The organism is Mesorhizobium sp. WSM4822 (genome assembly GCF_055811155.1).
Genome location: NZ_JBVVQM010000002.1, coordinates 160,642 through 183,881, shown reverse-complemented (window position 1 = coordinate 183,881; position 23,240 = coordinate 160,642). Strand labels below are relative to the sequence as shown.

The window sequence follows — 23,240 nt, the reverse complement described above, 5'->3', positions numbered from 1 at the left end:
ACTCGATCAACCAAATTCATAAAGGGGAACAAAACATGCTGAGACGGTCACTTATCAAGGCAGCTACCTTGGCAGCTTTTGTCGGCGCGCTCGGCTTCTCCAGCGCGGCTCTGGCGGCCGACAAGGTCAACGTCCAGCTTGACTGGGTGGTGCGCGGCAATCACGCCATGTTCTTCGTCGGCAAGGAAAAGGGCTTCTTCGCCAAGAACGACATCGATGTGGCCGAGATCCGCAAGGGGTCCGGCTCGCCGGACGCGATGCGGCTGGTGGGCAATGAGAACGCGGATTTCGGGTTCGGCGATCTTCCCACGCTTGCCGTCGCACGGTCGCAGAATGTCCCGGTCGTGGCGCTGGCGGCTGTCAACCAGCACTCGCCGCTGGGGATCATTTCGCTGGCCAAGACGCTGAAGCTCACCAAGCCGTCCGACCTCAAGGGACTGACCATCGGCATTCATCCGGCCGGCTCCACCTACATCTTCTTCAAGGGTTTCCTGGCCGCCAACGGCCTGACCGAAAAGGACATGACGCTGAACAGCGTCTCGCCTCCCTATGAAAGCTATTTGCTGCTTGGCCGGGTTCAGACGGTCGTCGGCTATATCGATGCGGAGGTTCCCGAACTGGAAGCGAAGGCCGGAGGCCCCGGCTCGCTCAGCATCATGATGGGGGCGGACCATGGGTGGAAAGCCTATGGCTCGGGCCTGTTCACCTCGCAGGCGATGATCAAGGACAACCCGGACGTCGTACGCCGCTTCGTCAAGGCCTACAGGGAAGCCTTCGACTATGTCGTGGCACACCCGGAAGAGGCTGCCGAGATCACCGCCAAGGCGGCGCCCGGCTATGCGGAGAAAAAGGATGTGCTGCTGGCGCAGATCAACGCCGACATCGCCTCGACGTTCAGCAGCCCCGACACAAAGGAACACGGTCTCGGCTGGATGACGAAGACTCAGTGGGAGGAGACCCTGAAGACGCTGACGGACCAGGGCGTGCTCAAGGCGGCTCTGTCGGCGGACGACGTCTTCACCGACGCATTCCTGGCAAAAGAATAAGGGGCGCGCGGTGTTCGAACGGAAAGCTCGATGAGCGCCTACCGGCAGACAAGGCTGTCCCGCGCGATGCCGCAGGACACATCACGCTCGCCTTTCGCCGCATCGGTGCGGTCGAGCGTGACCTGCACGCGGGTGGCATATGCGCGGCTCGCCAGACCGCACCACAGCCGCTCGACGGGCAGGTTCTCGCGTTTGTCGTTGAGGATCGTGAACGTGCCGGTCTTCGCATCGAACCAGAGCTCGACGCGGGTCTTCTTGCCCGGCTCGACCGTTGCGATCCCGGCTGAATACCAGTGGGCGAAGTCGGCGTTGCAGGAGAGGCCTTCGCTGCCCGCATTCGAGATCGTCAACGGAACCATGTCGAGCCCGTCAGTGCCGGTGCGGACGGTGACATGGTGCAACTCAACCGCGTTGGCGAAGGACGACAACGCCAGCATCACCGGAAGGGCATAACGGATCTTCACTTTGCCTGAGCTCCACAATGTAATTTTTCCTAGGCAGTCTATCTCGCTTTTGCGCAATAACAATAAGAATATTGATTGGTAAACAACAGAGAGGGTAACATGTTAAAGTTTCTTAAGAGCAGTGTAAGTGCAGTTATATTGACCGGTGTCTTGATGAGCGGCGCGCTTGCCGGCGAGGTCAAGTCGATCGCCATCCTGACGCCCGAAGAAGGCACGGACTATGGCTGGAACCAGCAAGGCATCGACGCCGCCAAGGCGGCGGGCAAGGCCGCCGGCGTCGAAGTGGTCGTGGCCCAGGGGCTCGGCTATGGCGACGTTCGTCCGACCTTGCGGGAACTTGCCTCCGACGGCGCCAGCCTGTTGATCGCGCATGCCAGCGGCTACAACACCTCGGCGCCCGAAATCGCCAAGGAACTGAAAGTTCCGGTGGCGATCGTCGACACGCCAGCCGGCCTGGAGAAGGGCCTCGTCGCCGACTATACGCTGAGCGGCCACGAGGGTGCCTATCTCGCCGGCCGTCTCGCCGCCAAGGTGTCGCGTTCCAAGTCGGTCGGCATCGTCGTCTCGGGCGAACCGCCATCGTGGAATTCGCAGTCGGCGGCGTTCGCACAAGGCGTGAAGGCGGAAAATCCTGAGGTCAAGATCACCTATGCGGTGATCGGCCCTGCCGCCTACAGCGATGCGGCCGGCGGCAAGCGCGTCACCGAAAGCGTGATCGCATCGGGTGCCGACATCATCTTCGGCCAAGGCAACGGTTCGAGCTTCGGCATGCTGCAGGCGGTCGAGACGACCAAGGCAGCCGATGGCGGCAAGGTCTATTTCATCGACGTCATCGGCGACAAGTCACCGATCGACAAGGGCTTCCTGCTGTCGTCGGTGGTGTGGAACATCGAGCCGGTCTATGCGGCGATGATTGCCGACCTGAAGGCCGACACGTTCGGCACCAAACACTATACGATCGGCCTCAAGGACGACTCGGTCAAGCTGCTGAAGACCGCTGCGGTCCCGGACAATGTTTGGACGGAAATCCAGGCGCTGCGCGAGGACGTCATTTCCGGCAAGATCAAGGTTGAGCCGGTCTATGACGCGGCCGCCGTCAGGGCATTGATGACCAGCGTCGCCCAGTAAGGCGATCACGGTCGGCTGCCGGAGGGGTGATCCGTTCACCCCTCCGGACGATTCCCGTTTTTTTGGTGCTGGGCTTTCATGAGCGGTTTTTCTTCATCGTCCGTTGCCGGGCGCGACATCGTCGCGCTTGAAGGCGTGACCAAACGGTTCCCCGGCATCGTTGCCAATGACAGCGTCGACCTGTCGATCCGCCCGGGCGAAGTGCATGTGCTATTGGGCGAGAACGGTGCTGGAAAATCGACATTGATCGGCATGTTGTCAGGCCTGCAGCAGCCGGACGAAGGACGCATACTGGTCGACGGCAAACCGACGCCGATCACCTCGCCGCGCCATGCGCTGGCACTCGGCATCGGCACCGTATTCCAGCACATGATGCTGGTGCCGACGCTGACGGTGGCGGAAAATTTCCTGCTTGGCGGGCCGTGGTGGCAGCGCCCCAGGACCGAGGAACTGGCGGCGCGCGTCGCCGAGATCACCGGCACGCTCGGCATCACCGTCAAGCTTCAAGCCAAGGTATCGGAGTTGTCGCTCGGCGAGCAGCAGCAGGTCGAGATCCTGCGCGCGATGCTGCGCAACAGTCGGCTGCTCATCCTTGACGAGTCCACCTCCATGCTGACGCCGAAAGGTATCGACGAACTGGGCGCGCTGATGCGCCGCCTCGTCGAGCAGGGCCTGGCGATCGTCTTCATCACCCACAAGCTCAAGGAGGCGGCTGCCTTCGGCGACCGAATCTCGGTGCTGAAGCTTGGCCGCAAGGTCGGCGAGATCCCGCCCGAGCGGTTTCGCGCGCTGGGCGAACAGGAGATCGTCTCGGAGATCGTGGAATTGATGTTCGGCAAGCAGAAGGATGACCCGGAAGCCGTCGAGCGTCCTGTCCGCACTGCCCGCGCCGGAACGGCCCCGCTGCTTCAGGTCGCGGATCTGGCGGTCGCGCCGACGGACAATGCGCCGGGCCTGTCGTCGATCTCCTTCGACATCCGCCCGGGCGAGATCCTGGGCATTGCCGGCATCGACGGCAACGGCCAGAAGCAACTGGCGGAAGCGCTGGCCGGCCAGCGTACAGCTGCCGGCGGCTCGATACGGCTGGACGGCGCCGCCATCGAGACGCTGAGCGTCGGCGAGCGCCGCCGGCGCGGCCTTCGCTACCTGACCGACGACCGGCTGGGCGAGGGCACTGTCGGAACCTTCCCGGTCTCGATCAACTTCTTCCTCAAGCAGGTCGGCGCGGCCCCGTTCTGGCGCAACGGCGTCGAGCAGCGCGCGGAGATCGACAAGCGCGCCACCCAGCTCGTGCGCGAATATGACGTGCGTACGCCGAGCCTGAAGACGCCTGTCGCGAGGCTGTCCGGCGGCAACATCCAGAAGGTGCTTCTGGCGCGAGAACTGGCTGAGGGCGCCAAGGTGGTGATCTTCAACAAGCCGACCTACGGTCTCGATCTCGCCAACACTTTGGCGTCGCGCCAGCGTATTCGCGACACGGCGGCGCGTGGCCTTGCGGTGCTGCTGATCTCCACCGACCTCGAGGAATTGCTTGGTCTGTGCGATCGCATCGCCGTCATCGCCGACGGAGCTTTGGTCGGCACCGTCGAGAACGTAGACGACGCCCGCACCAAGGTCGGTCGCCTGATGATCGGACTTGCCGCATGAGCATCGACACCGCACCCACGGTCAGTGCCACCGCACTCGATGCCACGAGCGGGGCAAGGACGCGCCGCGACATCGCGCATCGGCTGCTAATGACGCTCGGCCCGATCCTCATCGCTCTCGTCATAGCCGGCTGTATCCTGCTTGCGGTCGGCGTCGACCCGCTCGCCTATTACGGCTTCGTGCTGGAGAAGGGACTGTTCTCGCCGCTCGGCATCCAGCAGACACTGACGCGCATGGCGCCGCTGCTGTTTCTTGCCGCCGGCCTGATCGTCGCCTTTCGCGCCGGCATGTGGAATCTCGGCGGCGACGGCCAGTTCCTGCTTGGCGCGGTGACGGCGGCTGCCAGCGCTCCCGTGTTCGTGCAGATCATGCCAGCCTGGCTGGCGCTGTTCTGCTCGTTCCTTATCGCCATGGCGGTGGCGATGATCTGGTCGCTGGTGCCGGCCCTGCTGCGTGCCTATCAGGGCGTCAACGAGATCATCACCACGCTGATGATGACGTTCCTCGGCACCTCGCTCGCCAATGTGCTGGTCAAGCTGGCGTTTCGCGACCCGAACACGACCGTGCCGCAGACGCGCACGCTGCCGGTGGAAGATCGGTTGCCGCGCCTGTTCGAAACGACCATCACCAGTGGCCTGCTGCTTGGGCTGGCGGCAATCGTCATCGTGCATCTGGTGATGACGCGTACGGCGTTCGGGCTGAAGCTGAGGATCGTCGGCGCCAATCCACGCGCGGCGGTTCACTCGGGGCTCGGTGTCCCCGGCCTGACCGTCGCCGTCTTCGCCATTTCGGCAGGGCTTGCCGGCCTTGCCGGCGCCGTCGACATCATCGGCGTCCAGGGCAATGTCCGCGCCGACTGGAATCCCGCCTATGGGCTTGCGGTGATACCCGCCGTGTTTCTCGCCCGCATGAACGGCTTTGCAGCCATCGGCTTCGTGTTCCTGCTTTCGGTGCTTTCGATCGGCGGTGAGAGCGCGGCGCGCCGGCTCGGCGTGCCCAATCATTTCACTCTGGTGCTGGTTTCCATCGTGCTGATCGTGCTCGCGCTCGCCGAATATTTCGATCACCGATACAACCAGTCGCGGAGGGCCTAGGCATGACCGGGCTGTTCAGCGAAGTCTTTCTCAGCGCGCTCCTGTTCGGCGCCGTCACCGCGGCGATCCCGCTGCTGCTTGCCGGGCTCGGCGAGCAGATCTCCGAGAAGGCGGGCGTGCTCAATATCGGCATCGAAGGCATGATGCTGGCCGGCGCCTATCTCGGCTTTGTCGGCGCTTTCTATTCCGGGTCGCTGTGGCTGGGCTTTCTCACCGGTGCCGCCGGGGGTGCTGCGGTGGCGCTTGTCATGGCGCTGCTTTGCGTGCGCATCGGGCTGAACCAGATCGTCATCGGCATCGCGCTGACCTTGGGGCTCGAGGGCCTGACGGCACTGCTCCACCATTTCCAGTTCTCACGCAGCTACCCGCGCCTGCCCGCGGCGGATGCTACCGTCATTCCGCTGCTTTCGGACATCCCGGTCATCGGGCCTGCATTCTTCAAGCATCATCTGATCGTCTATCTGGCGGTCGCGCTGGTTTTCGGCATGAGCTACCTCTATCGGCGCACGCAACTCGGCCTCAATTTGCAGGCGGCAGGCGACAAGCCGGCCGCGCTCGATGTCGCCGGCATCGATGTCGTGCGGACCCGCACCGTCGCCGTGTTGACGACCGGAGCGCTGGCTGGGCTCGGCGGCGCCTATCTCGCCAATGTCGGGGCTGGGCTGTTCATTCCGTTCATCACCAATGGCGCGGGCTTTCTCGGCATCGTCCTGGCCATGCTGGCGCGCGGTCGCCCGATCTGGGTGCTGTTCGGTGCGTTGCTGTTCGGTGTCTGCCTGTCGCTGACGACGGCCATGCAGGTGGCCGGCATCAACATACCGACCGACATCATCCAGATGCTGCCGTTCCTGGCGGTGATGATCATGCTGGTGCTGTTCGGCCGGCGGGCGAGCCTGCCGGCGGCGCTCGGCATTCCATACGAGCGCGGCGCGCGCTGAGGACAATTCATGCGCGGACGGGACCCGCGCCAATAAAGGAGGCAAGAATGTCGGATACCAAGGTTTATCTGCTCGACGGCGGATCGCTCGTTCTCGACGGCTATCATGTGTTCTGGAATCGCGGCCCTGGCGGCGAAGTGCGCTTCCCGGTCTATTCGATCCTGATCGAACATGCCGAGGGCCGGTTCCTCATCGACACCGGCTACGACTACGATCATGTGATGAAGGTGCTGCCGTTCGAAAAGCCGATCCAGGAAAAGCACCAGACCATCCCCGGCGCCCTGGCGCTGCTCGGCCTTGAGCCGAAGGACATTAACGTCGTCGTCAACTCGCATTTCCACTTCGATCATTGCGGCGGCAACAAGTATTTTCCGCATGCCAAGAAGATCTGCCACCGGACCGAGGTGCCGCAGGCGTGCAATCCCGAGCCTTTCGAGCATCTCGGCTATTCCGATCTGAGCTTTTCGGCGGAGGCTGCCGAAGCGCGTGGCGCGACCGGGCAACTGCTTGCAGGAACGACACGGGCGAACTCGACCTTTGAAGGCATCGATGGCGACGTCGAGCTTGCCAGGGGCGTCCGGCTGATCTCGACGCCCGGCCATTCGATCGGCCATTACAGCCTGCTGGTAGACTTCCCCAAGCGCAAGCCGATCATGTTCACGATCGACGCGGCCTATACGCAGAAGAGCCTTGAAACGCTGTGCCAGGCGGCCTTCCACATCGATCCGGTGGCGGGCGTCAATTCGATGCGCAAGGTGAAGAAACTTGCCGAGGACCATGGCGCCGAGTTGATGTACTCGCACGACATGGACAACTTCAAGACCTACAGGACCGGCACGCAATTCTACGGCTGACCCCGCCAATCCGGAGACCAAGACGATGCGCTATCTCGAACATGCCGATCCGGTCATCACTCTGACCGCAGGGCCAGTGAATGCCTATGCCGAAGTGCTGCGCGGCCTCGGGCGTACGGTGCTGTACGACTACGACCCGGCGTTCCAGCTCTTCTACGAGGGTGTGGTCGACAAGGCGCAAAAGGCGATGCGGCTGTCGAACAAGCCGGTCATCCTGCATGGCGAGCCGGTGCTTGGCCTGGAGGCCGCCGCGGCCTCGCTGATCACGCCGGACGATGTCGTGCTCAACCTTGCCTCAGGCGTTTACGGCAAGGGGTTCGGCTATTGGGCGAAGCGCTATTCGCCACATCTGCTCGAGATCGAGGTGCCCTATAACGAGGCGATCGATCCGCAGGAGGTCGAGGCAATGCTGAAGGCGCATCCGGAGATCACCGTCGTTTCCGTCTGCCACCACGACACGCCGTCCGGCACCATCAATCCGATCGACGCCATCGGTGCGCTGGTCTCGGCGCATGGCGGCTATCTCATCGTCGATGCGGTCTCGTCCTTTGGCGGCATGAAGACGCATCCCGAGGATTGCAAGGCCGATATCTATGTCACCGGCCCGAACAAATGCCTGGGCGCGCCTCCCGGCCTGACGATGATGGGTGTCAGCGAGCGGGCCTGGGCCAAGATGAAGGCCAATCCCCTGGCGCCGCGCGCGTCGATGCTGAGCATCGTCGACTGGGAGCATGCGTGGTCGCGGGACAAGCCGTTTCCATTCACGCCGTCGGTCTCGGAGATCAACGGGCTCGATGTCGCGCTCGACCTCTACCTCAATGAGGGACCGGAGGCGGTGTGGGCGCGCCATGCACTCACCGCCAAGGCCATGCGCGCCGGCGTTGCCGCGATGGGCCTGTCGATCTGGGCTGCCAGCGACAGCATCGCGTCGCCGACCACGACCGCTGTCCGCACGCCCGACGGTGTCGACGAGAAGGCGCTTCGCCAGGCCGCGCGCGCCCGCTACGGCGTGGTGTTTTCGTCTGGCCGTGGCGAGACCTTGGGAAAGCTGACGCGCATCGGCCATATGGGACCGACAGCCCAGCCGATCTGGGCGATCGCGGCGCTGACGGCACTGGGCGGCGCCATGAACGCGGCCGGCCAGAAACTGGCGATCGGCAAGGGCATCGACGCGGCGCTGGCCGTGATCGACGCCGACGCCTGAACAGACATCACCACGGATTGAGGGAGCATTTTCATGACTGAACGGCTTGCGGGAAAGACGGCCCTGGTTACAGGCGCCGCGCAGGGTATCGGCAAGGCGATCGCAGCGCGGCTTGCCGCCGACGGGGCAACCGTCATCGTCAGCGACATCAATGCCGAAGGCGCCGGGGCGGCGGCCGCGGCGATAGGTGGAAAGGCGAGGGCGATCGCCGCCGACATTTCCGATCCGGCATCCGTCAAGGCACTCTTCGCCGAAATCCAGGCCCTGACCGGGGGCATAGACATCCTGGTCAACAATGCCAGCATCGTGCCGTTCGTCGCCTGGGACGATGTCGATCTCGACCATTGGCGCAAGATCATCGACGTCAATTTGACCGGCACCTTCATCGTCAGCCGTGCCGGTACGGACCAGATGCGTGCGGCGGGGAAGGCCGGACGGGTAATCAGCATCGCATCCAACACCTTCTTTGCCGGCACGCCGAACATGGCGGCCTATGTCGCGGCCAAGGGTGGCGTCATCGGCTTCACCAGGGCGCTCGCCACCGAGCTTGGCAAATACAACATCACCGCCAATGCGGTGACGCCCGGCCTGATCGAGAGCGACGGCGTCAAGGCGAGCCCGCACAACGAGGCGTTCGGCTTCGTCGAGATGCTGCAGGCGATGAAAGGCAAGGGGCAGCCGGAACATATCGCCGACGTGGTTTCGTTCCTGGCCTCCGACGATGCGCGCTGGATCACGGGCCAGACCCTCAATGTCGACGCCGGGATGGTGCGCCACTAGCCAAAAGCGCATCCCAAAACCGCTACGACCCTTCCGGGCGACCTGCATTTTGGGTCGCAACAGCGGATGAGCGCGGCCGTGCCCGCAAGGCCGTGCCGCAAATGGCCAATCAAGGAAAAATCACAGTGGACTTCGGATTCGACACGTCGGTTTTCGACGGGCTGACGATTGCAATGCTGGTCGCCGGCCTGGCCATGACCGGAATGGCCTCCGGCGTGCTCGCCGGTCTGCTGGGAGTCGGAGGCGGCATCGTCATCGTCCCGGTGCTGTTCTGGGTGCTTAGCCTGTTCCACTTTTCGCCTGCTGTGATCAGCCATCTGGCTGTCGCGACGTCGCTTGCGGTCATCATCCCCACCTCGATCTCGTCGATGCGGTCGCACAACAGGCGCGGCAATGTCGACCGGGCACTGCTCACACTATGGGGACCGGCCATTTTCGTCAGTGCCCTCATCGGCGGCATCATGTCGAAATTTATCCCGGGCGCCGGCTTGCGGCTGGTCTTCGGCGTGGTCGGCCTGCTGGTGGCCGTCAACATGGCGTTGCCGAAGCACCTCGTGATCTCCGATCACCTGCCGCAAAGCGGCTGGATGAACCGCGCGATCGCTGCTGTGATCGGCTTTGTCTCTTCGCTCATGGGAATTGGCGGCGGCACACTGTCGGTGCCGACGCTTTCCAGCTTCTCCTTTCCGGTGCACCGGGCCGTCGGCACGTCGTCGGCGCTTGGCCTGCTTATCGCGCTTCCAGCGGTGGCCGGCTTCATCTGGTCGGGTCTCGCAAGTGCAGGCAGGCCTCCGCTCAGCCTGGGCTATGTCAGCTTGCCGGCGGTTGCCGTCATAGCGCCCATGAGCTTTCTGTTCGCTCCTCTGGGCGCAAGGCTCGCCCACGCGCTCAACCCGCGCTACCTGAAGCTTGCCTTTGCGTTCTTCCTGGCGATCACGGCCGGGCGAATGCTGCTTTCCTGAATTCGTTGGACGGCCTACGGCTATTTTTCCCGCATGGCCCGGCGGAAGTTCTGCGTGATCGGCTCGGCGAGATAAGAGAGCACGGTGCGGGTCCCCGTCCGGATCATCGTCTCGCTCGACATGCCGGGCAGCAGCTTGCGGCCCTCCAGCTTGCCCAGTTCGCTTTTGTCGATCACAACCGTCGCGGCGAAAAACGGTGCGCCGCTGCGCTCCTCAACCATGCGGTCAGCCGACACGATCTCCACGACGCCCTCGAGCGGCGGCAGGTTGTAGCGGGCGAAGGCCGGGAAGCTGACGCGCGCGAGCTGTCCGGGTGCGATCGTCTCGACATCCTCCGGCTTGACCATAGCCTCGACCACGAGTTGTTGTCCGAGCGGTACGATCGTCATCAATGTCTCACCGGGTTTCACGACACCGCCCGCCGTATGGACCTTCAGCTCCATGACGATGCCGTCAACCGGCGCGACGACGTTGGTACGGCTAAGCACGTCCCTGGCGGAACGCTCCTGCTGTCCGAGGTCAAACAGCTCCGCCTCGACCTTGCTCAACTCGTCGACGGCCTCGTTCAGGCGCACTGTGTTGAGGTTCAGGATCTGCATGTCGATCTCAGCCATGGCGCTTCCGGCACGGGCGATTGCCGCGACATTGGTGGCGCGCTCGCCCTCGATCTCCCGCTGCTGGCGTCTGAGCGACAAGTTCCGTTCGCGGGTGGTCAGCCCTTTCTTGAGCAGACCCTCAAGGTCTTTGCTTTCACCCTCGATTGCCTCGATCTGCTTGTCTTCCGTGACGACAAGCTGCTCCAGCCCCGTTATCTCTTCCTCGACCTGGTGACGGCGCTGGCCGAGAATTTCCTGCTCGTCCTTCAGATTGTGGTGCTTCGCTGTAAACACGTCACGCTGTGCTGCCACCGCGTCCTTCACGGCGATCGCGGGGTTTGCGAGCAACGCCGGATTGAACTCGATCTCGGTCTTGCCGTCACGCTCGGCCCTGAGACGCGCGGCCAGCGCCTCACGCGTTGCTATCCGGTTCTGGATCAGGTCGAGCTGCGCCTTTGCCTGCGTGTCGTCGAGCCCGACGAGGATCTTGCCCGCCTTGACGATATCCCCGTTGGCGGCGTTCAACTCCGCGATGATGCCGCCCTCGAGGTGCTGGATGAGCTTGCGGTCGCCGGCGACCTTGATCACGCCCGACGCCACCGCAGCGCTGTCCAGCGGCGCCAGGGCCGCCCATCCCCCGGCCACGCCGAAGAACAGGAACATGATCGCGAAGCCGGTGCACGTCACGCCGGTGAGACGGAGGGGTTGCGGCTCCAGGAGAGAGGGCGGCGCGAGGGGCAGCGGCACGACCTTCAATTCGGGGGGGCGGCTCATGCTTCCTTGACCTCTTTGATTTCCTTCACCACTTCAAGGGCTGGCAACTGGGCCGCCTTGGGCAAATGGGCCACCTTGCCGACACGGCTGGCGAGTTCGTTGAAGACATGGTCGCGCGGCCCGAAGAGATCTTGCTGACCCCTGTTGAGGACCAGTATCTTGTCTACCTTGTCCAAAATGCTGGCGCGGTGCGCGATAAGGATAACGGTCGTATTCGTCGCCTTGGCCACGCCGAGCGCGGCAATCAATGCCTCCTCGCCCTCCCTGTCGAGGTTGGAATTGGGTTCGTCGAGGATAAGCAGCGCGGGGTCGCCGTAGAGTGCCCGCGCCAGCCCGATGCGCTGGCGCTGCCCGCCCGACAGTATCGCACCCGCTTCGCCGATTTCGGTGCCGTACGCCTTCGGCAGTCCTTTGATCAGCTCGTGGACTCCCGCCAACCGTGCGGCCTCGACCACCTTGTTGAAGACCGCCGGGTTGAGCGTAGCAAAGCGGCAAATGTTTTCGGACACGGTGCCGGCGAAGAGCTCGATGTCCTGCGGCAGATAGCCGACATGACGACCACGGTCTTCCGCCGCCCATTGGGCAACATCCGTTCCGTCCAGCAAGGCGCGCCCCGCGGACGGGCGCCAGGCACCGGCGAGTATGCGCGCCAGGCTCGTCTTGCCAGCCCCGCTCGGACCGATCAACGCCATCGCTTCACCCGGCTCGAGGCGGAAGTTGATCCCTTTCAGGATATGCTCGCCACCCTGCCGGGCAAGCACAAGGTTCTCGGCCTCGAACCTGCCTTTCGGACGGGGCAGTGGCAGGACCGGTGTGGCCTCTCGGTGCTGTACGGCGACCGCGGTGAGGCGCCGGTAAGCGGCACGGGCTCCGACCGTCGCCTTCCAGGTGCCGATCGCTTGCTCGACCGGTGACAATGCGCGGCCCATCAGGATCGAGGCGGAGATCATGATACCGGGCGAGGCCTCGTTGCGAAGAACCAGATAGGCACCGAGGCCGAGTATGGCCATTTGCAGGGCCAGCCGGTGACAACGCGCGATGGCCGCGATGACCCCACCCCGGTTAGCGGCAAGAACTTGTCCTTTGTTCGCCTCGTCCTGCTGTGCCTTCCAGCCCTCCATCAGCGGCTTTAGCATACCCATCGCCTGGACGACCTCGGCGTTGCGGATCGTCGCCTCGGCCTGCACGTATGCCCGCGACTGTGCATTTGCAGCATCGGTCAACGGTTTGCGAGTGACGTATTCGTTGAGCAATGCCAACGCAAAGAGGACAATCCCGCCGCACAGCGCCAACCAGCCCAGCCAGGGGTGCATGACGAATATGGCGGCGAAAAACAACGGTGCCCAAGGCGCGTCAAGAATCGGGAAGATGCTCGGGCTGGTGAAGAAATTCCGCACTTGATCCAGGTCGCGCAGCGGACGGGCGTTGGCATGACCGGGCGCCGAGGCGGCATATTCCACGGATGCGGTCAGGAGAACCGGTGCCAACCGCGCGTTCATCCACGATCCGACTTTAGCCAGAAGACGCCCGCGCACCACCTCCAGCCCCGCCATTGCCGCGAGTGCCCCTGCCGCCATAAGCGACAGCATCACCAGCGTTTCCAGGCTGTGGCTGGACAACACGCGGTGGTAGACCTGGAGCATATAGAGCGCCCCGGTCAGCATCAGCACGTTGATGCCGCCGCTGAACCAGACAAGCGGCCGGATGGCGCGTCTGGCCTCTTTCATCACCACCTGCAGGGCAGGCGGCTGTTGGTTGGTTCTCATCATCTGGATGACATCTCCGTGCAAGAGATCGCGGGAGGCGCACGGGGGCAGCATCGGCTGCCCCCGTTGGTCAAGTGTCAGGCGACATCAACAAGTATGTGCTGCATGTCTGTCACATCCCCGTCCGCGTCCGCCACCTGGAAGGCGAAGTCGAGGCTGGCTGACGGCGTCTCGGTCACGGTCGTGCTGAAGGCGATGTCCACGATCTTCAGCACGTCGTTGTCAGCGCCGTCGAAGCTCACCAGATCGTTGGTCGCAACGCTGCTGCCGCCGCCAGCTCCGGTCTCCCTGATCAGGTCGATGGCACTGCCGGTGATCCCGTTGCCCGACTGCATGATCTGGACACCCTGCAGCAGGTACTCTTCGCCGGCTGCGTTGTAGTCGTTCTGCTCGATGATCACGAGGCCGTCATTGTTGTCGAGCGTGAACTCCGAGCTGTACGGGGACGGGGCCTGACCCGTCTTGAAGATGTCGGCGTTCTGCACGTACATAGCCCTTGTGATCGAAGTGTCGTCCGCGGTGCCGAAAATGTTGTCGGCACCGTTGTCGGCCAGGTTGAGGATCAGCATCAGGTCCTCGCTGTTGCCGATGCCGTCGAACTCGATGGCCATGCTGCCGGCGAAAGCCGACGTCTGCGGTGTCTGCTGCACCTCGGTTGCGATACCGACATTGTTGTCGAAGAACCGCAACGTGAGCAATTCGCCTTTCTGGATCGTGTCACCGGCGACACCGTTGGTGTTCTGCGTCGCAGACACCCATGTTTCATTGTCGTTGCTCACCATGTCGTGAGCGCCGAAGGCGAATGAGGAGTCAAAGGGATTGGATGCCCCCTCGCCGTTATTCGTCAATCCGAACGGGTTGGATCTGTTGATCGCGTTGCCCGTGAACTGCACGTAGAAGTCTTCGTCCACATTCTGTGTGGTCCCGTCATCCGCCTGCAATTGTTCCAACACGATCTGCGGGTGGCCCGTATTGCTCGTGGGCTGCTTGGACAAGAGTTCACTGGTGTGGATAAGGTCGAAGCTGAAGCCTTCGAGCGGGTCGGTCAGAGTGATGGTATAGGTGCCGTCCTCCTTGTCGAAGACGAGGGTGCCGCCCGCCGTGCCCGGCTGGACGAGATCCGCTGGGTCCTTGTCGTAGGTGAAGCTGAAGTCGAAGGTCGCGGAGGTTGCACTCTCCGACACAAGCGTCACGTCCGGGGTAAGGATATTCCCCCCGCCGCCGCCGGTGATCGAGCCGGTGAGTGCGATCTGGATGCCATTAAGCGGGTCGCCATCCTGGTCGACGAAGTCAGAGTGCGTGGCATCGTAGAACGCGCCCGGGCGAGCATCCGCGCCGATGTCGTACCCGAAGGCTCCGGTGGCGGACGCATTGGCCGCATTAGCCAGGGTTTCGTGGGTACCATCGCTACCACCACCGGAGGCATCACCGTCGAACGGCACCGTGATCGTCGGGCCGTCATCCTCGAAGGTGAAAGCAGTGCCGATGTTGGCTGTTGCCTCGGCGGTGTCGCCGTCACCATCGGTGGCGGTCGCGGTCAGAGTAACCAGATCGGCCGCGGCAAGTACCGCCGCCGAAGCGCCACTCTCCACGGGATCTGCCGGATCGTTATGGATAACCGAACGGTCCTGAGTCAGCGTTACCTCGCCGGTGTTCTCATCGACGCTGATCAGGAAGGCGACCGTAGCCGTGTCGTTCTCCAGATAGCCTTCGACTTCGCCGTTGCCATTGACGCGCAGCAGAATGTTATCGCCGCTGAGCGTGTCGTCGAGGCCGCTGTCGACGTCTGCGCTCTTGACGCCGAGCTCATAGGTGACGGCGCCGCCGTCGGCGCCGAGGTCGGTGCTGAAGGCGGAAGTAAAGCTTGCCGATGTGGTATCGGAAAGATCGCTGTCGTCGGTGGTCAGCGGCGCAACCGTACCGTCAGCGGTCACGCTCGGCCCGTCATCCTCGAACTGGAAGGCGTCGCCGATATTGGCGGTTGCAGCATCGGTGTCGCCGTCACCATCGGTGGCGGTCGCGGTCAGTGTCACGAGGTCGGCCGCGGCAAGTGCCGCCGCCGAAGCACCGCTCTCCACCGAATCTGCCGGATCGTTATGGACGATCGCGCGGTTCTGGGTCAGCGTTACCTCGCCGGTGGCATCGACGGTGATCAGGAAGGCGACCGTAGCCGTGTCGTTCTCCAGGTAACCTTCCACTTGGCCATTGAGGTTGACGCGCAGCAGGATGTTGTCGCCGCTGAGCATGTCGTCGAGGCCACTGTCGACAGCGGTGCTCTTGACGTCGAGCGCAAAGGTGATGCCGTCGAGACCATCGGCGCCGGCGTCGACGCTGAAGACCGATGCGAAGCTTGCCGACGCTGTATCGGGAATGTCGGTATCGTCGGTAATCAGCGGCGGAACAGTGCCGTCCGCTGTCACCGCCGGCCCGTCATCGTCGAAGTTGATGAAGGAGCCGACCTCTTCGCTGTGGGCGTTGGTGTTCGTCGTCGAGAAATGGAACTCGGAGATATCGAGCCCTTCGTTTGAATCGACCGATGATACCTGCAGCCGATCCATTGGGCTGCTGGTGATGACATCGACGGTGGTGACGTTGTCGAGTCCGGTGATGGTGACTATGCCCGTGCCGAGCCCACTGACGGTGACGTTGCCGCTCCCAGTGGCATAGGTGCCATTGGCGATGATGGTGGACGCAAACCCTGATTCACCCGTCAACGTGAGGCTGGTGATGTTCACGAGGTTGGTCGCGGTGCCGTCAAAGAAATCCGTGCCTTGATCGTTGCCCGTATTGTTGAAGGCAGCGATACTGACGTCCACCCGATCAGTGGGAGTAGAAGGCGTGATCTGGTTGATTGTGAATCCGGCCCGCGTGACGGTCTCGAGATGGCTATCGTACTGGATTTCCGAGGCATCACCCGCGGCCAGATCACCGCCGGTCACAAAATCGACCTGGAGCGTTTCGCCCGGATTAATGCTCTGGTTGTTGACGCCGAAGCCCTTTTCACTCACGTTGGCGGTGCCACCGTTCAAGCCTATCACCAGAAGCTGCTTGGAAGCGTCATCGGGCGAATTGATCAAGTAAAAATCATTGTTGCCGGGCGCGGCGTCCTCGCCCAAAAAACTGACCACGGAGGTTCCCGCAACGGAGGCGAACACTGCGTCTTCCAGATTGATGCGGTCGTCCGGGTTGGTCTCGTCCGGATGGAACAACGGCACGTACTGGACCGTATACAAATCCGCATTGGTGTTGCTGGTGTTGATCAGGGCGAACGAGAAGGCGAGCGGCCCGGTCTCGGCGGGCTCAGTGCCCGCGTCAGAGGTGCCAATGACGCCGATCACGACGTTTGGATGCGTTAGGTCCTGGAACAGCCAGACATAATTGCCATCGACCGTCTGAATGCCGCTGTTCACGCCGACGGTGGTGGAAAACGGGGTTCCAGCGAGGTTCTGTGAGAGAACGACCGAGGTGATGGTTTCTCCCGCGCTCGCCGAGGCCTCCACGAAGTTGGCCTGGAAGGCGACCTCAGGCGAGGTCAACCCACCCGGATCGTCGAGACTTAGGAGATATTGCACCGTGGGGTTGGTGTCGTATGGCGGAATGGCCGGATTGATATCATCGTCCGTAAAACCGATTGTCTCGTCGATGATGATGTCTTGAGCTGCGATGTCGAGTGCCATGGAGATTCTCCTTGGTTCAAAATGCTTTCTGGAAAAGGGATGCAGCCCCCAATGCCGGAAATGCACCTACCCCGGTGCAGCCGGTCGCATACTGAAATGCGCCCCTCCAATTTCATTGTGCCGCCGGCGCAGAGGACGCGTCCATTCCCGCTTCGATAGTATTGCGGTCAATGTCCGCACCTGATCGAACGATATATATCCTTCGATAGATCAGGCTGGCGGGCGCTGGGAGAGGCCGCGCCGGCACAAGGCAGATGCCGTCAGCGGCTTTCCGGCCGTTGCCTTGCGTACAATGTCAGTGCGATGAGAGAGGGGCGGTCAGAGCAGGCCGGTTCGGCCCGTTCCTGGACGCTCGGCGCCTTTGCCGTGCGCCACCCAAGCCAGTTCCGCCCTGCCGCCGAGATGCAGCTTCTCGTAGACGTGATGCAGGTGCATCTTCACCGTGCCTTCGGATAAATGCAGCCGCTGCGCGATGGTCTTGTTGCGCAGCCCGCGCGAGACGAGATCGGCGATCTCGGTCTCCCGCCCGGTCAGCCGGGACATTGGTTGCGGCTGCGACCCGGGCATCAGCAGTTGCTGGACGATCTTGTTGTCGATCCACTTCTTACCCGCCGCCACCGCATTCACGCATTCGACGAGAAAGCGGTGGCTGATGCCGTCCAGAAACAGGCCGTCGACGTCGAGCGTCTGTATTTCCCTGACATCGAGCCTACCGGTTGGCTGCACGATGAAGATGATGCCGAGAGCGCTGTTGCCGGCCTTCAGCCGTGAGGAAAGACCTGATGTCTGCTGGTCCGCGAGATCCACGCCCACGATGACGATATCAGGTTGATGGCGCTCCACATGAGCGAGAACGTCCACAGGGCGGCGGCACTGGGCGACAACATCGTGTCCAGCCTTCTGCAAAACCCATTCCAGACCGGCGAGATATACCCCTCGCGGGTCCGCCACGACCAACGTCGACATGCGAACACCGTCCGTAAAAAACGCAACGAACTTGGTTAAGTACCCGTAAAATCAGGAAACCAGAGCCTAGGCCTATTGTCAAGTAATAGCTAATATACATGTTGCTATAATGACAATCCGCCGTCTGCCAGGCGGATCAGCGGACATCTCGCATCGCACTTGGGCGGGAAGCTGGCTAGCTGCCCTTCCTGGCCGCTATCACCATGAAATCGCTTCCAAGCGTGACGCTTTGCAGCCGACGATATTGACCTGCAATGCGTACTTCGCGGAGATGCCAACAGCTGTTTCACTACCCCGGAACTGCGCGGTGAAAGGCGAACCTATGATATGCCTGTCACTTCAAGGTTCTACCGTCCCTTGCCGCGCGGCCCAGTCGTACGGGTACAGGCAGTAAAAATAGCCGGTGCGCTCGGTTGCGATGTATTTCAGATGCGTGCCATTGGGCAGCCAGACGATGTCGCCGGGGCGGCATTCGTGGCGGCCGTCATCCAGTTCGATCGTCAGCGTGCCTTCATGGATGAACAGCACCTCGTCATAGGTCACGGTCCAGTCGATCGAGGCGTTCTCCAGATACTCAATGCCACCGCCCATGGTCCGGCTGATCTCGGCATTGATCACGCGCGCGATCGACGACGTTCCGGTAGGCGTGACTGATGGCTTCAGAGTCAACTCGCTGTGCTTGAAAACCCTGGCCTTGGACATTGTCATCCTTTCTTTGCGCGAAGATTGGCTTTGGAGGGAGTGACGCCGGACGGAGCCAGCCCGGCGAGCCATCTCGTCACCGGATCCAGCTTGCGCCCGGCATGTTCGAGATCGTCGCGCCGACGCACCGCGCCACGGACGAAATGCGCACCGACGAAGCGAAAGGGTTCGGGCGGGAAACCGCGCGCCACCGGACGCACCAGCGCCGAATGCGTCAGTTCCGATTCGCCGTCAGTCAGCAGGCCGGTGAGGATCTCGCCGCCGATATAAGCCATTGTCGTGCCATTGCCGGAAAAGCCGTAGCCGTAGACGACATCGCGGTTGGCGGGCAAAGCGCCGAACAGCGGGACGCCGCTGACCGTCCGGTCGATCGGGCCGTTCCACGATGTCTCGAGCGGGAAATCGGCGAGCGCCGGGTGGCCATCCCGCAGCACGCGACGCATTTCGGCGACCCGTGGCGACAGGCCATGGAAACGCTGGTCGACGATGCCGCCGAAGCCAATGACGCCACCGCTGACGCCGACGGACAGCCGACCATCGCGCGTCGGAGACCAACCGCCAACGAAGACGCGGGAATCGATCATCAGCGGCGCCCGGCGGTAGCCGACCTTGTCGAGAAGGTCTGGAATGGGCTGTGACATGGCGTCGTCGCTGGAGATGTTGAAGATCGCAGGGGCCAGTTCCGGAATCGCCCCGGACCAGGCGTTCATGGCAAGCACGACCTTGCCGCAGGACACAGTTCCTTTCGCCGTTTCCACCGTGAGCTTGCCACGTCGCGAAAACCGCTTCATCGGCGACTTTTCATAGATCCGAACGCCGCGGTTCAGCGCTGCACGACGCAGGCCGCGCACCAGGAACCCTGGATGCACAGTTGCCGACGAAGCGTCAAACGCACCGCCAAGGTGGCTCGTCGTACCGGCCATCGCCGCGATCTCCGGGCGCGAAACTCGCCGCGCCGGGACGTAGCCGTGCGCTGCCAGCTTGTTTAACGCGTCGTCCCAGGCGCCAAGCTGTGCTTCGCACGTAGCGCCCCAGATCCAGCCGATGCGATCGAACCAGGCGTCGATTGCCTCGGCCTTGCAGAAAGCCTCGATGCCGCCGATCGCGGCTTCGGATGCCTTGATGATCGAAAGCGCGTCGTTTCCGTCGCGCAGCGCGGCAAGCGCGCTGTATTTGGTCCACGCCGAAAGCACCATTCCGGAATTGCGGCCGCTCGGGCCACCACCACAAATGTCGCGCTCTACAATGACAACGTCGAAGCCTGGATTGTGCTGCTTGAGGCGAATGGCGGTCCACAGTCCGAGATACCCGCCGCCGACGATGCAGATGTCGGCCTGCGTTGTCTCTTCGAGCGGAGGCGCAAGGTCCGGGTCCTCGGGCAATGCCTGCCGCAGCCAATGGCTCCGCCAGCGGATGTCTTTTTCCGGCAACTGCATCACGATGCGCCTGCCGCGGACAGGCGGCGCTCCACCAGCCTGACCCAAAGACTGGCGCCCATCGGCAGGATAGCGTCGTTGAAATCGTAATTGGTGTCGTGCGCGGCGGCCTGGTGCGCGTCGTCCGCCTGGCCAAGCAAGAAATAGCAGCCCGGCCGCTGTTCCAACATGTAGCAGAAATCTTCAGAACCCATCTCGGGAGGCGGATCGACGACGAGACGTTCCGAGCCCATCACCTCGTTCGCAATCGCGATCATCGCGTCGGCTTGCGCCTGAGTGTTGATCGTCGGCGCGAAGGGCGTTTCGTAGCGAATATCGACGCTGGCGCCAAAAGCTTCAGCCTCGTTTTTCGCGATGCGGCGGATTGCCATCTCCAGCGTCTTTTGAACCTGGTGGTCGAAGGTGCGCACGGTGCCGGTCAGAAACGCCGCATCGGGGATGGTGTTGAAGGCTTCGCCGGCGCGCAGGCTGCCAACGGTGACGATTGCCGGAGAGTGCACATCGGTCAGGCGACCGGGCAGGGCTTCGATTGCCAGCAGGATGCGCGCGGCGACGGGGAGTGGATTGATCGCCAGATGCGGCATCGCCGCGTGGCCGCCCCTTCCATGGACGACGATCTCGAAGCGATCGGCCGCCGCGGCCACCGTTCCGCGGTGGACGGCGATCTCGCCGAGAGGCCGTTCGCAATTATGCAGCGCGTAGACTTCATCGCAAGGGAAACGCTCGAAAAGGCCATCATTCAGCATGGCGAGTGCCCCACCTCGACCCTCCTCGGCCGGCTGGAAAATGAAATGCACGGTACCGGCGAAGTCGGGCGAGCGGGCAAGCGCCGAGGCTGCGCCGAGCAGCATCGTCGTGTGACCGTCATGGCCGCAGCCATGCATCCTCCCGGGAATGCGGGATGCATGCGGCAGCGGCCGCGCCTCGGTCATCGGCAGGGCGTCCATGTCGGCTCGGATGCCAAGACTGCGACCAGCGCCGAGCCTGCCCCTGAGCGTGCCGACGACACCTGTCTGTCCGACGCCTTCGGTCGTCTCGATGCCCCACGAGCGCAGTTTGTCCGCCACGAAACGCGCCGTCTCGAACTCTTCGAAGCCGAGTTCTGGATTGGCATGCAGATGCCGCCGCCAGGTCGTCATCTCGGTCTCCAACTGCTGTACCGATGGAACCAGTCTCATGCCGATGCCCTTGCGCGGAGAGTTTGCGAGCGGCCCTGAAGGATGGCGATGACACCAAGCAGGGTCGCAGAGAATGCGATCAGCAGCACAGCGACGGCCGCGATGGCAGGGCTGATGGATTCGCGAACCCCGGAGAAGATCATGCGAGGCAAGGTTCGCTCCGCGCCTGTCGAGAGGAAACTTGCGACGACGACTTCGTCGAAAGAGATGATGAAGGCGATGATGGCCCCTGTAATGACGCCCGGCGCTATCAGTGGCAGCACTACCTTGAAGAATGTGCGCATGGTGCCGGCGCCGAGCGATGCCGCCGCGCGAACCAACGTCCGGTCGAAGGTCGAAAGGCTGGCGACGACAGTCGTCAGCATCACAGGCACGGCCATCGCCGTATGCACCAGAATAATCGATAGCTTGTTGCCGACGAGTCCCAGTGTGGCGAAGAATGAAAAGGCCGCGACGCCGACGATGACGACTGGCGTCACCAAGGGCGCGGCGATGATCGCGTAGAGGATTCGCTTGCCGGCAAAATCGCCCCAGGCGAGTCCGATCGCCGCAGGTATGCCGAGCAGCAACGCCAGAACCGTGGTGGACAGCCCGATGACGACCGAGTTCCACAGTGCGTTCGGCCAACGCTGGTCGACCCACAGTTCGGCATACCAGCGCAGCGACCAGCCCGGCGTCGGAAATGCCAGCGAATTGCTCGAGGTCAGCGACATAGGGATCACGATCAGCAGGGGCAGGACGATGAACGCCAGCAACGTCGCCGCATAGGCATACATCAGCCACTTCCGGAAGCGGTCGGCGCTCATGCGACATGCGCCTTGCGGCGGAAGAGGACGGACGCCGTCCAGAACATGAACGCAAACAACACGAGGATCATCAGCAGTTGCAGCGAAAGCGCTGCACCCATGCCCCAGTTCAGTGTGCTGTTCGTGTAGAAAGCTATGTAGCTGGAGATCATCTGGTCGGTCGGCCCGCCGACAAGCGTCGGGGTGATGTAGTAGCCAAGTGCGAAGACAAAAACGATCGCCCCGCCAGACAGGATCCCTGGCAGGATCAACGGCAACTGCACGCGGCGCCATGCCGTGAGCCACGGCGCACCCAGCGACAGTGCCGCGCGCATGTAGGTGGTCGGAACCCGCCGCATGACAGCGACGACGGAGAGCACCATCATAGGCAGCAGAACCTGAACCATCGCCAAATAGAGCGAAAAGCGGGTGTAGATGAGGTCGAGGGGTTCGCTGACGATACCCAATCCGAGCAGAGTGGAATTCACGGGGCCGTTCTTCTGCAGCACGATGATCCAGATGACGGTGCGCACCAGCAGCGATGTCCAGAGCGGAAACAGGATCAACGCGAACATCAGCTTCGACCAGGCCGGGGGCGCGCTGACAATTGCCTGCGCCAGCGGCACGGCGAGCACCGCGCAGATGACGGTCACCACGATGCTGATCCAGATCGTACGCAGCAGCGCGTCGACGAAGATGGCGCGGTCGGCGGAAACGGCTTCGATCGAATTGTCCGCGCCTCGCTTCAGGTCCAGGCTCGCAAGCAGATAATAGTCCGTTCGCGCGCTTTGCTGACGCGCTATGACCTGCCAGAGATCGATGTTTTTCCAACCGGCCTGTTTGGCGAGCACCTCGTCGCGCACGGGGCGCATGTCGAGCTTGCCGTCGGCCGCATCCTTTGCCGTCTTGATGACGAGGAAACGGCTGCCGACCACGCGCTGGTTCACGAGTTGCGCCAGGACGCCTTCCTTCCCGGCGCGCCGCGCGTCGGCCAAATCCTCGACGAGTGCTGCAAAGACGGGTTCGCCAGGCAGGCCGCTATCCGCATTCCAGCCCGCCAGAGCGGCAATTGTGCGCGGCAGGTTGTTCGAGAAATCCGAGTTGTCGACGGCCAGAGCGAGGAAGCGCGCTACCGGCCACAGAAACAGAATGACGACGAACAGAATAAGCGGGGTCGTCAACAGGGCGAGCATGCCGCCCCGTTGGCGCCGCTTCATAGCCGGCTTTGTCCCGACCAACATGC

At 62.8% G+C, this 23,240-nt stretch carries 19 protein-coding genes; 9 read left to right on the top strand and 10 right to left on the bottom strand.

Annotated elements, in window-relative coordinates; all coding sequences use genetic code 11:
• The first annotated feature begins 35 nt into the window (after window positions 1-35).
• Window positions 36-1,046, top strand: coding sequence for an ABC transporter substrate-binding protein (locus AC0L3E_RS05770; RefSeq protein WP_128307333.1), 1,011 nt, complete (start codon window positions 36-38; stop codon window positions 1,044-1,046).
• A gap of 38 nt (window positions 1,047-1,084) precedes the next feature.
• Here AC0L3E_RS05770 and AC0L3E_RS05765 read toward each other — a convergent pair whose 3' ends face one another.
• Complete coding sequence (locus AC0L3E_RS05765; protein ID WP_128307332.1) at window positions 1,085-1,510, bottom strand: hypothetical protein; 426 nt, start codon at window positions 1,508-1,510, stop codon at window positions 1,085-1,087.
• A gap of 99 nt (window positions 1,511-1,609) precedes the next feature.
• Here AC0L3E_RS05765 and AC0L3E_RS05760 point away from each other — a divergent pair, with 99 nt between their 5' ends.
• The 8 genes from AC0L3E_RS05760 to AC0L3E_RS05725 all read left to right on the top strand — a co-directional run bounded on the left by AC0L3E_RS05760 (window position 1,610) and on the right by AC0L3E_RS05725 (window position 10,117).
• Window positions 1,610-2,638 carry a putative B6 ABC transporter substrate-binding protein gene (locus tag AC0L3E_RS05760; protein WP_128307331.1) on the top strand — a complete coding sequence of 343 codons (1,029 nt, stop codon included), beginning with the start codon at window positions 1,610-1,612 and terminating at the stop codon, window positions 2,636-2,638.
• A 78-nt stretch (window positions 2,639-2,716) separates the two neighbouring features.
• Window positions 2,717-4,285: a putative B6 ABC transporter ATP-binding protein gene (locus tag AC0L3E_RS05755; protein ID WP_473604425.1), complete on the top strand. Its 1,569-nt coding sequence runs from the start codon at window positions 2,717-2,719 to the stop codon at window positions 4,283-4,285.
• Window positions 4,282-5,379 carry a putative B6 ABC transporter permease subunit 2 gene (locus AC0L3E_RS05750; RefSeq protein ID WP_128307329.1) on the top strand — a complete coding sequence of 366 codons (1,098 nt, stop codon included), beginning with the start codon at window positions 4,282-4,284 and terminating at the stop codon, window positions 5,377-5,379. Before AC0L3E_RS05755 ends, AC0L3E_RS05750 begins: the two co-directional genes overlap by 4 nt.
• A gap of 2 nt (window positions 5,380-5,381) precedes the next feature.
• A complete protein-coding gene (locus tag AC0L3E_RS05745; protein ID WP_127381740.1) occupies window positions 5,382-6,317 on the top strand; it encodes a putative B6 ABC transporter permease subunit 1 in 936 nt (311 codons plus the stop codon).
• A 47-nt stretch (window positions 6,318-6,364) separates the two neighbouring features.
• Window positions 6,365-7,171 carry a 4-pyridoxolactonase gene (gene pldA / locus AC0L3E_RS05740; protein WP_128307328.1) on the top strand — a complete coding sequence of 269 codons (807 nt, stop codon included), beginning with the start codon at window positions 6,365-6,367 and terminating at the stop codon, window positions 7,169-7,171.
• A 25-nt stretch (window positions 7,172-7,196) separates the two neighbouring features.
• Window positions 7,197-8,375: a pyridoxamine--pyruvate transaminase gene (gene ppaT, locus AC0L3E_RS05735; protein WP_128307327.1), complete on the top strand. Its 1,179-nt coding sequence runs from the start codon at window positions 7,197-7,199 to the stop codon at window positions 8,373-8,375.
• Window positions 8,376-8,408: 33 nt separating this feature from the next.
• On the top strand, window positions 8,409-9,155 hold the full coding sequence (gene pldH, locus AC0L3E_RS05730; RefSeq protein ID WP_027039485.1) for a pyridoxal 4-dehydrogenase, SDR-type: 747 nt from the start codon (window positions 8,409-8,411) through the stop codon (window positions 9,153-9,155).
• A 125-nt stretch (window positions 9,156-9,280) separates the two neighbouring features.
• A complete protein-coding gene (locus tag AC0L3E_RS05725; RefSeq protein WP_128307326.1) occupies window positions 9,281-10,117 on the top strand; it encodes a sulfite exporter TauE/SafE family protein in 837 nt (278 codons plus the stop codon).
• Between the two features lie 20 nt (window positions 10,118-10,137).
• Here the strand turns inward: AC0L3E_RS05725 and AC0L3E_RS05720 are convergent, their stop codons facing one another.
• From AC0L3E_RS05720 to AC0L3E_RS05680, 9 genes are all read right to left on the bottom strand, one after another.
• Entirely contained in the window at window positions 10,138-11,487 is a 1,350-nt protein-coding gene (locus AC0L3E_RS05720) for an HlyD family type I secretion periplasmic adaptor subunit (RefSeq protein ID WP_128307325.1), read from the bottom strand.
• Entirely contained in the window at window positions 11,484-13,253 is a 1,770-nt protein-coding gene (locus AC0L3E_RS05715) for a type I secretion system permease/ATPase (RefSeq protein ID WP_128307340.1), read from the bottom strand. Before AC0L3E_RS05715 ends, AC0L3E_RS05720 begins: the two co-directional genes overlap by 4 nt.
• 77 nt (window positions 13,254-13,330) lie before the next feature.
• Window positions 13,331-16,930, bottom strand: a complete 3,600-nt coding sequence (locus tag AC0L3E_RS05710) for a DUF5801 repeats-in-toxin domain-containing protein (protein ID WP_473604424.1) — start codon at window positions 16,928-16,930, stop codon at window positions 13,331-13,333.
• 318 nt (window positions 16,931-17,248) lie between these two features.
• Window positions 17,249-17,881, bottom strand: coding sequence for a LuxR C-terminal-related transcriptional regulator (locus AC0L3E_RS05705; protein ID WP_473604423.1), 633 nt, complete (start codon window positions 17,879-17,881; stop codon window positions 17,249-17,251).
• A gap of 354 nt (window positions 17,882-18,235) precedes the next feature.
• Window positions 18,236-18,598, bottom strand: coding sequence for an AraC family ligand binding domain-containing protein (locus AC0L3E_RS05700; RefSeq protein ID WP_164762505.1), 363 nt, complete (start codon window positions 18,596-18,598; stop codon window positions 18,236-18,238).
• Between the two features lie 2 nt (window positions 18,599-18,600).
• Entirely contained in the window at window positions 18,601-20,034 is a 1,434-nt protein-coding gene (locus tag AC0L3E_RS05695) for an NAD(P)/FAD-dependent oxidoreductase (protein ID WP_128287618.1), read from the bottom strand.
• Window positions 20,034-21,212: a M20 aminoacylase family protein gene (locus AC0L3E_RS05690; protein WP_473604422.1), complete on the bottom strand. Its 1,179-nt coding sequence runs from the start codon at window positions 21,210-21,212 to the stop codon at window positions 20,034-20,036. The genes AC0L3E_RS05695 and AC0L3E_RS05690 overlap by 1 nt, the downstream gene beginning before the upstream one ends.
• Window positions 21,209-22,018 carry an ABC transporter permease gene (locus AC0L3E_RS05685; protein WP_473604421.1) on the bottom strand — a complete coding sequence of 270 codons (810 nt, stop codon included), beginning with the start codon at window positions 22,016-22,018 and terminating at the stop codon, window positions 21,209-21,211. Before AC0L3E_RS05685 ends, AC0L3E_RS05690 begins: the two co-directional genes overlap by 4 nt.
• Window positions 22,015-23,214 carry an ABC transporter permease gene (locus AC0L3E_RS05680; protein ID WP_473604420.1) on the bottom strand — a complete coding sequence of 400 codons (1,200 nt, stop codon included), beginning with the start codon at window positions 23,212-23,214 and terminating at the stop codon, window positions 22,015-22,017. The genes AC0L3E_RS05685 and AC0L3E_RS05680 overlap by 4 nt, the downstream gene beginning before the upstream one ends.
• Window positions 23,215-23,240: the final 26 nt, after the last annotated feature.

Bases quoted from the DNA above. Each gene is read 5' to 3' on its own strand.
- pldH (WP_027039485.1), top strand. From the start codon at position 8,409: ATGACTGAACGGCTTGCGGGAAAGACGGCCCTGGTTACAGGCGCCGCG.
- AC0L3E_RS05755 (WP_473604425.1), top strand. From the start codon at position 2,717: ATGAGCGGTTTTTCTTCATCGTCCGTTGCCGGGCGCGACATCGTCGCG.
- AC0L3E_RS05685 (WP_473604421.1), bottom strand. From the start codon at position 22,018: ATGAGCGCCGACCGCTTCCGGAAGTGGCTGATGTATGCCTATGCGGCG.
- AC0L3E_RS05720 (WP_128307325.1), bottom strand. From the start codon at position 11,487: ATGAGCCGCCCCCCCGAATTGAAGGTCGTGCCGCTGCCCCTCGCGCCG.
- AC0L3E_RS05700 (WP_164762505.1), bottom strand. From the start codon at position 18,598: ATGTCCAAGGCCAGGGTTTTCAAGCACAGCGAGTTGACTCTGAAGCCA.
- AC0L3E_RS05760 (WP_128307331.1), top strand. From the start codon at position 1,610: ATGTTAAAGTTTCTTAAGAGCAGTGTAAGTGCAGTTATATTGACCGGT.
- AC0L3E_RS05745 (WP_127381740.1), top strand. From the start codon at position 5,382: ATGACCGGGCTGTTCAGCGAAGTCTTTCTCAGCGCGCTCCTGTTCGGC.
- AC0L3E_RS05680 (WP_473604420.1), bottom strand. From the start codon at position 23,214: ATGAAGCGGCGCCAACGGGGCGGCATGCTCGCCCTGTTGACGACCCCG.
- pldA (WP_128307328.1), top strand. From the start codon at position 6,365: ATGTCGGATACCAAGGTTTATCTGCTCGACGGCGGATCGCTCGTTCTC.
- AC0L3E_RS05715 (WP_128307340.1), bottom strand. From the start codon at position 13,253: ATGAGAACCAACCAACAGCCGCCTGCCCTGCAGGTGGTGATGAAAGAG.
- AC0L3E_RS05710 (WP_473604424.1), bottom strand. From the start codon at position 16,930: ATGGCACTCGACATCGCAGCTCAAGACATCATCATCGACGAGACAATC.
- AC0L3E_RS05750 (WP_128307329.1), top strand. From the start codon at position 4,282: ATGAGCATCGACACCGCACCCACGGTCAGTGCCACCGCACTCGATGCC.
- AC0L3E_RS05690 (WP_473604422.1), bottom strand. From the start codon at position 21,212: ATGAGACTGGTTCCATCGGTACAGCAGTTGGAGACCGAGATGACGACC.
- AC0L3E_RS05770 (WP_128307333.1), top strand. From the start codon at position 36: ATGCTGAGACGGTCACTTATCAAGGCAGCTACCTTGGCAGCTTTTGTC.
- ppaT (WP_128307327.1), top strand. From the start codon at position 7,197: ATGCGCTATCTCGAACATGCCGATCCGGTCATCACTCTGACCGCAGGG.
- AC0L3E_RS05695 (WP_128287618.1), bottom strand. From the start codon at position 20,034: ATGCAGTTGCCGGAAAAAGACATCCGCTGGCGGAGCCATTGGCTGCGG.